The following is a 6,995-nucleotide window of genomic DNA, read 5'->3' as shown; positions in this document are numbered from 1 at the left end:
GTTCCCGGGGGGCGGTGGGGGAGGGTTCCGCCGGGGGGGCCGGGGCGGGGGTTTCCCACCCCCGGTGGGGGGTGTGTTACCGTTCGGGCGGGGGGGCGCCCCGGGGGGGGGCGCGCCCCCTCTTCGTAGGCCGTGTGCGGTGTCCCGTGGGGCTCAGAAGGCCTCGGTGAACAGGTGGGAGGCCTTCACGTCGGTGGCACGGTAGGCGCCCTTGCCGTGCTCGATGAGGCGGGCGGCCTCCTCGAGCTTCTTCTGGATGTGGTCGGCGCGTGCGTGGTACTTCTTCTGCAGGTCCAGGTACTGGGTGTGCGCCTCACCGTCCCAGGTGTCGGTGACGACCTTCACGGCCGACTCCATCTCCTCCAGGTCCTTGAGGATGTTCCTGGAGACCACGCGGATGCGGTCCGCCATCTGCTGGACGCTCTCGTACCGTACCCGGGTGTGGCCGTCGTTGTTGCCGGACATGCTCTTCTCCTTCGGCTGGCGTGCGGGGCGGGCGGCTCAGAGGCTGTCGAGGCCCGACTTCTGGGCCTGGACGAACACCTGGTGCACTTCCTCGTCCTGTGCGTTGGTGAGGTTCTTGGTCTCCGACACGGCGTGGTGCAGCACGCGGAGCAGGCGGCGGATCGCGTCGTGGTCCTCGTTCAGCTGCGCCTGGGCCGATTCGAACCCCTTGGCTCCGACACCGGTCCAGCCCGCGGCCGCGGTCGCCAGGATGTCGGCCAGTTCGCGTGCCTGGGTGGACACCGCGTCGCCCGTCTCGGAGATCTTGTTGGCCGCCTTGACGACCGGATCGTCGGCAAGTCCGAAATTGGTAGTCATCCGAAGCTCCTCACTTCTCAATTCCCCGGCCGAACCGGGGGATCGCGCGGCGGAGCGGATCGTCCGGGCGCGGATTCGAGCCGCGCGCACCGGAGTTCCCCCTCTGCCTCACGCCCTCCCCCGATCACAGTCGTGAAGCCTGCGGCCACTCTAGCCAGTTCGACCGACACGCCCAACACGGCGGCGGGCCTCGCGCACGACGGTGGCGGTCACGGCGATGACCGCGATGAGCAGCCCGGTGATGCCCAGGGCGTACGTGCCGATCCGTTCGTCGCGCTCCTGCGCCGTCTCGGTGAGCGGCAGCGGCACCGCCTGCGGGGCGGCCGCCGGGGGCGGGCCCGGGTCCGGTACGGGGGCCCGGGGGGGCTCGCGGTCCTGGGTGAGCGCCCGTACGGGGTCCACGACGCCCCAGCCCACGTAGTCGTCGCGGCCCTTGACGGAGCGCTCGGCGGTGTTCTGGATCTGCCAGACCACCTCCTGCGCGCTCCAGTCCGGGTGCTTGGCGCGCAGCAGGGCGGCGACCCCGGCGACGTAGGGGGCGGAGAAGCTGGTGCCGTTGTCGATGCACTGTCCGAAGCCCGGGACGGTGGAGACCATGTCGACGCCGGGGGCGGCGATGCCGATGAAGTCGCCGGGCTGGGAGAACGCCGCGCGCTCGTTGTTGCGGTCGGAGGAGGCGACGGCGAGGACGCCGGGGAAGGCGGCCGGGTAGGTCCTGCGCTTCTCGCCGCTCAGCCCGTCGTTGCCGGCGGAGGCGATGACCACGGCCTTGGCCTCCTGGGCGCGCTGGACCGCCTTGGCGAGCTCGGAGTCGGCGGTCAGGGGGGCGTCGGTGTCCTGGGAGATGTTGATCACCTGGGCGCCCTTGGCCACGGCGTGGTCGATGGCCTGGGCGAGGGTGGCGGCGTTGCCGTTGCCCTGTCCGTCGTTCTGCCGGATGGGGATGACGGTGGCCTCGGGGGCCAGGCCGACGAAGCCGGTGCCCTGCTGGGGGCGGGCCGCGATCAGTCCGGCGACCTTGGTGCCGTGGCCGACGGTGTCGTTGGTGCCGTCGCCGCCCTTGGGGTCGAGGAAGTCGCGGCCGGCGCCGGTGTCGAGGGCTCCGGTCAGCTGGGGGTTGGCGCGGTCGACGCCGGTGTCGATGACCGCGACGCGGACGCCCTTGCCCCTGGTCTGCGCCCACAGGGCGTCGAAGGTGAGGCGCTGGAGGGCCCAGGGGCGGTCGGCGATCTGCTTCTTCATGGGGAAGGTGCACTCGCCGGCGCCGGCGGGGCCCGCGGCGGGTGCGGCCTGGGCGGGGGGTGCGGCCAGGAGGGCCAGGGCGAGCGCGGCCAGGGGCAGGGCGGCGGCACGGGAGGGCTGGGGCACGGCCGGCGTCCTCACTCAGGAACCCTGGGGCTGGCGGGCGGAGTTCGTGTCCAGGCGGGGCCCCTTGGAGAGGAACTCCGACCAGGCGATGGGCACCAGCGCCGGGACGACGCCGCCGTAGCCGAGCCGCACCTGCGCCTGGCTGGGCTCGGGCCGGCCGTCACCGGCCGCGCCCGGGGCCTGCGGGTCGGGGGCGCCGATCTTCGACTGCTCGGCGTCACTGTCGCCGTTGGCCTGCACGGCGTACCGCAGGCCGGTGTCGGTGACCAGGAAGAGGGCGCCGCCCGCGTTGGCCTGGCGGCCCTGGACCTGGGTGTAGAGCAGGCCGGTGCCGGGGGTGACGTACGAGCTGGTGCCGCTGGCGGTGATGTCGACGGGGAAGCCGGTCCCGGCCCAGGTGCTCAGCGTCTGGTTGCCCTGGGGGTCGACGGAGCGCAGGACGTTGCAGACGGTGTCGCGCTGTTCGCCGGAGGGGGCCGAGCCGGGCGCGGCCGCGACCCGGTTGACCTGGGCGGTCCGCTTGCGGGGCCAGCGGACCTCGTCCTTGAAGGCGGTGGCTTCGGGGTTCAGGGCCTGGAGGTCGACCTCGTGGGCCTTGCCGTGCATGTTGAGGGAGTCGGTGGCGGGTGCGGAGATCAGCAGCCAGGCGACGAACTCCGAGACCGGGGCGACCCGGTCGGGCAGGACCACGTAGTGCTGGGTGCCGGAGCCGGTCTGGGCGGTCAGCACCATTCCGACGCGGTTGTCGGCGCTGCCGAGTCCCTGGACGGAGGCGGGGGCGCCGGCGGTGCCGGGCAGCTGGGGGAAGCCGAGGTCGTCGCCGGAGTTGAGGGTGGCCAGCCATTCCTCGGTGACCGGCTGGGGGGTGGCTCCGGTGCCGACGAGGGCCGTGGTCAGGGTGGCGGAGTCGGGCCGGCCCTCGGGGAACTTGTACTTCGTGCCGGCCGAGTCGACGAGGTAGCGCTCCTTGGCGCCGCCGGTGCTCTGCACGTACAGCACCTGGGTGTCGGCGGTGCGGCGCGCGTCGTCCAGGAGGCGCGCCTCGCGGTCGGCGAGGACGAAGGCGGCCGTTTGCACGCCCCGGTTGTTGCCGCCGGGCTGCTGGCAGACGGCCCAGCGCTTGGCCTTGGCGGCGTCCGCCTTCGCGGGGAGCCGGTCGGGGGCGTAGGGGATGCCGATGATGGGGCCGCGCGGGGGGTTGCCGGCGTCGAGCAGCTTGTCGTCGACCTGGACGACCTTGGCCTTCTGCGGGTCGAGGAGGAGCCGTGCGGAGGCCAGGTTCAGGACGGGGTGGAGCCGGGTCTGGTCCTTGCCGTTGATCTTGGTGGTGAGGACCACGTAACGGGTCGTCGACTGCTTGCCGACGATGACCATGGCGCCGGGTTCGTCCCAGCCCTTGGGCACCTGCGGTTTGAACATGCCCCAGGCGCCGAAGCCGGCGACCAGGAGCGCGCCGACGACCACGCCGGGCAGGACGGTGCGCAGCGGCCGGGGCGCGCCCTCCTCCGTTCCGCTGGCGGAGGGCTGGAGGAAGGCGGCCACCGTGCGCCGTTTCGCAAAGGTGTACGCGTTGAGCTCGTCGCGCCGTGACGCCATGACCGCCTGTTCCTCCCCGGATGGGTTGGTCGGTGGGGCCCCGGGGGTCCCGGGGGGTCCCGGTTGGGTCCCGGGGGGTCCCGGTGGGTCCCGGTGGGGCCGTTCCCCGGGCCCTTGGTTGTCGGACCGGGGACCTACTATGCCTGTTGACGGGGGATCGGCTGGTGTCGGGTGCGGTCCGCCGATGTCGGGTGCGGTCCGCCGGGGTCCGGTGGAGTCGGCTGGCGTGGGGTGGGGGATTCCGGCGTCGGGCGGCCGAGGCCGTACGGTGACCGGACTTCTTTGTTCCGCGCATGAGTTGGGGAGGTGCGCCAGTGGGGGCCACCGCGACGGCGCCGCAGGCGGCCGAGGCAGCGACGACCGGACGGGGCGAGCGCACGCCGCAGACGACCGGACGCGGCGGGGTCACCCCGCATCCGAGGCCGAGCCCCGGCCGGTTCGGGCCGTTCCGGCTGCAACAGCTCGTGCTGCTCCAACTCGCCGCCACGGCACTGCTCGTGGCCTGGGTGGTGGAGCCGCTGCTGCTGGTGCCCGCCGGTGTGCTCGCCCTGGCCCTGGTGCTGCTCGCCCTCGTACGGCGCCACCAGCGCTCCCTGCCCGAGTGGATCGGCGGTGTGCTCGCGCTGCGCGCGCGGCGGCGCAGGGCCGCGGCCGCCACCGTGCCCGCGGGCACCGAGCCGGGACTGGCACCGCTGGTCGAGGCCGATCCGGCGCTGCGGACCACGGCCTTCGGCGGCCGGGACCGGCGTCCGGTGGGGCTGGTCGGCGACGGGACGTTCCTGACGGCGGTGGTACAGGTCGACACGGACGCCACCGCGCTGCGGCCGGAGCGCACGGCGCGGCCGCTGCCGCTGTCCGCGGTGCGGGACGTCCTGGAGGTGGACGGGATCCGGCTGGAGTCGGCGCAGCTGGTGCAGCACACCCAGCCGGCCCCCGCCCCGCATCTGCCGGCGCAGTCGGTGGCGGCGCGCAACTACGCCCCGCTCCAGGCGCGAACGGGGACCCCGGCTGTGCGGCTGACGTGGATCGCCCTCAAGCTCGACCCGGAGCTGTGCCCCGAGGCGGTCGCCGCGCGCGGCGGAGGGCTCGTGGGGGCGCAGCGGTGCGTGGTGCGGGCGGCGGACCAGTTGGTGAGCCGGCTGACCGGGGCGGGGTTCCGGGCCACGGTGCTGACGGAGCAGGAGCTGACGGGTGCGCTGGCGACCTCGTCGTGCGCGAACCCGATGGCGATCACGCAGGCCGGGCGGTCGGCGAGCACCGGACGGCGTACGGAGGAGACCCCGCGCACCTGGCGCTGCGACGACCGGCGGCACACCACCTACTGGATAGCCCGCTGGCCGCAGCTGGGCGGCGCCGGGGCGGCGCTGCCGCAGTTCGCGGCGCTGCTGACCTCGCTGCCCGCGCTGGCGACGAACTTCAGCCTGACGATGGCCCCGGCCGGGCGGCAGGGCGTGGCGTTGACGGGACACGTACGGGTGACGGGGCGCAGCGACGAGGAACTCGTCGCGGCCCGGCGGGAGCTCGAGCGGACGGCCCGGGGGGTGCGGGCCGGGCTGGTCCGGCTGGACCGGGAGCAGGTGCCCGGGCTGCTGGCTTCGCTGCCGTTGGGCGGGGCTCGGTGAGGGGGTTGGGTGTGGGTGTGAGTTCGGGTGCGGGTGCGGGTGTGGGTGTGGGTGTGGTGTGGGGTGGAGTGCTGTGAGGGGCGGGTTCGGGTTGGTCGGGCCGCGTCGGGAGCGGCACGTGGTGCCTGCGGCGGATCTGGACGCGCTGGCGGTGCCCGTCGGGGACGACGGGGTCGTCATCGGCGTGGATGCCGAGGGGCGGTCGGCGGTGCTGGGCGTGAACCGGCCCACCCCGTACGAGGTCACCCTGATCGGCGGCCTGTGGACCGCCCAGGTGCTGGCGCTGCGCACCGCTGCCACCGGGGCGCGGGTCGCGGTGGAGACGGGGCGCGCGCAGGTGTGGAACGAGCTGGCCCGGGCGGCCGGCGGCGGGCAGCAGTGCGTGACCCTGCACGAGGTGGGCCGGGTGCCGCCGCAGGGTGCTTCGGCGGGCAGTCCGGTCCTGGTGGTCCGGGACTGCGGGATGCGGCCGCCGCGGGGGCGGGTGGTGGCGGGGCCGTGGCAGTCGGTGCTGACCCTGCTGCCGTACCTGAGCCCGACGGCGCCGCGGCTGCTGCGGAACTCCGCGCTGGTGGGGGTGCAGCGGGTGTCCCCCGACGAGGCGGAGCAGGTGGGCGCGCTGATGCGGCTGCCCCGGGCGGCGGTGGACTCGCTGCCGACGCTGGGGGACGGGGTGACGCTGTGGTGCACGCCCCGGGACCGGAAGTTCGTGATGACGCAGGCGACGGAAACGGAGACGGGGCTGCTGGGGGCGGCGCGGCGGATCGACTGAGGCGGGGTGGTCGGGGGTGGCCTCGCCGGGCGTGCGGGCCGACGTGGAAGCCGTCCCGGAGCGCGCCGCGCATCGGATCGCCACGCGCTTCTCGCGTCCCGGCGTCGGGCGGCCGTCCGGGGTGACGAACGGTGATGGTTGCTCAGGCCCCGGGGGGCCTGTAGGCAGGACGTGTGGGGGCGCGACCTCCGGGGCTTTCGAGCACGGAGCGCGATTAGGCTGAGCGCGGGCGCGGCGTCTTGTGTGGGCGCCTGACCGGTGTTCGACAGACCAGGAGGATCAGTGAGCGGCGATCGGAACGAGAGGCGCGGCGGGACGTGGGACGTCCCGACGGACGATCAGTCCGACGCGGAGCCCGATGTGACGGGCGAGTTCACCATCGACTACACCCCGCCGGCCTGGTACACGCAGAGCCCGCCGCCCGCGCCCGCCGCGGGGGTGCCGGGGCTGCCCGAGGGCAGTGGTTTCGAACCCCACCGGCCGGCGGACGTGGTCTCGCCTCCGACGATGCGGATCGCTCCGCCGGGGGCGCGGGGCGACGCCGGTGCGCCGTTCCCGGGGGCCGAGCCGGGTGGCGCCGTGCCGCCGGCCTTCCCGGCGGGTGTGTCGCCGATGCCTCATGGCGCCGGGTCCGTTGCCCCGCCTGCGGCGCCGGTGCCGGGGGGTGTGAGTGCGGAGTCGTCCGCCGTCCCGCCCGCGGCGGCGTACCCGGCGAGTGCGGGTGCCGAGTCGGCTGCTCCGCCTGCGGGTGCGTTCCCTGCGGGTGCGGGTGCGGAGTCGGCTGTCCCGCCCGCCGGTGCGGTCGCGGCGGGGGC

7 protein-coding genes are annotated in these 6,995 nt (G+C 74.7%); 3 read left to right on the top strand and 4 right to left on the bottom strand.

Annotated features, from left to right (window positions below; translation table 11 throughout):
* Window positions 1–153 precede the first annotated feature (153 nt).
* The 4 genes from ACFVXK_RS25520 to eccB form a co-directional block, all read right to left on the bottom strand.
* Window positions 154–465: a WXG100 family type VII secretion target gene (locus tag ACFVXK_RS25520; RefSeq protein ID WP_389615394.1), complete on the bottom strand. Its 312-nt coding sequence runs from the start codon at window positions 463–465 to the stop codon at window positions 154–156.
* 36 nt (window positions 466–501) lie between these two features.
* A complete protein-coding gene (locus tag ACFVXK_RS25515; RefSeq protein ID WP_389615393.1) occupies window positions 502–822 on the bottom strand; it encodes a WXG100 family type VII secretion target in 321 nt (106 codons plus the stop codon).
* A 150-nt stretch (window positions 823–972) separates the two neighbouring features.
* Complete coding sequence (gene mycP / locus ACFVXK_RS25510) at window positions 973–2,190, bottom strand: type VII secretion-associated serine protease mycosin (RefSeq protein ID WP_389615392.1); 1,218 nt, start codon at window positions 2,188–2,190, stop codon at window positions 973–975.
* 15 nt (window positions 2,191–2,205) lie between these two features.
* On the bottom strand, window positions 2,206–3,786 hold the full coding sequence (gene eccB, locus ACFVXK_RS25505) for a type VII secretion protein EccB (RefSeq protein ID WP_389615390.1): 1,581 nt from the start codon (window positions 3,784–3,786) through the stop codon (window positions 2,206–2,208).
* A 314-nt stretch (window positions 3,787–4,100) separates the two neighbouring features.
* On the opposite strand from eccB, the gene eccE reads away from it, so the two are divergent.
* The 3 genes from eccE to ACFVXK_RS25490 all read left to right on the top strand — a co-directional run.
* The gene (gene eccE / locus ACFVXK_RS25500) at window positions 4,101–5,408 is read left to right on the top strand and encodes a type VII secretion protein EccE (protein WP_389615388.1); all 1,308 of its coding nucleotides are present in this window, start codon (window positions 4,101–4,103) and stop codon (window positions 5,406–5,408) included.
* Window positions 5,409–5,481: 73 nt separating this feature from the next.
* Entirely contained in the window at window positions 5,482–6,180 is a 699-nt protein-coding gene (locus tag ACFVXK_RS25495; RefSeq protein WP_389615386.1) for a hypothetical protein, read from the top strand.
* Between the two features lie 258 nt (window positions 6,181–6,438).
* A partial coding sequence (locus ACFVXK_RS25490) for an SCO5717 family growth-regulating ATPase (RefSeq protein WP_389615384.1) occupies window positions 6,439–6,995 on the top strand: 557 nt, incomplete at its 3' end.

Source organism: Streptomyces sp. NPDC058157, from assembly GCF_042884105.1.
In the GTDB taxonomy this organism is placed as follows: domain Bacteria; phylum Actinomycetota; class Actinomycetes; order Streptomycetales; family Streptomycetaceae; genus Streptomyces.
This window is presented reverse-complemented; position numbering and strand designations above follow the sequence as displayed.

What these genes read in the sequence shown, in the direction of transcription:
- ACFVXK_RS25520 (WP_389615394.1), bottom strand. Translation starts at nt 465, where the DNA reads ATGTCCGGCAACAACGACGGCCACACCCGGGTACGGTACGAGAGCGTC.
- eccB (WP_389615390.1), bottom strand. Translation starts at nt 3,786, where the DNA reads ATGGCGTCACGGCGCGACGAGCTCAACGCGTACACCTTTGCGAAACGG.
- ACFVXK_RS25515 (WP_389615393.1), bottom strand. Translation starts at nt 822, where the DNA reads ATGACTACCAATTTCGGACTTGCCGACGATCCGGTCGTCAAGGCGGCC.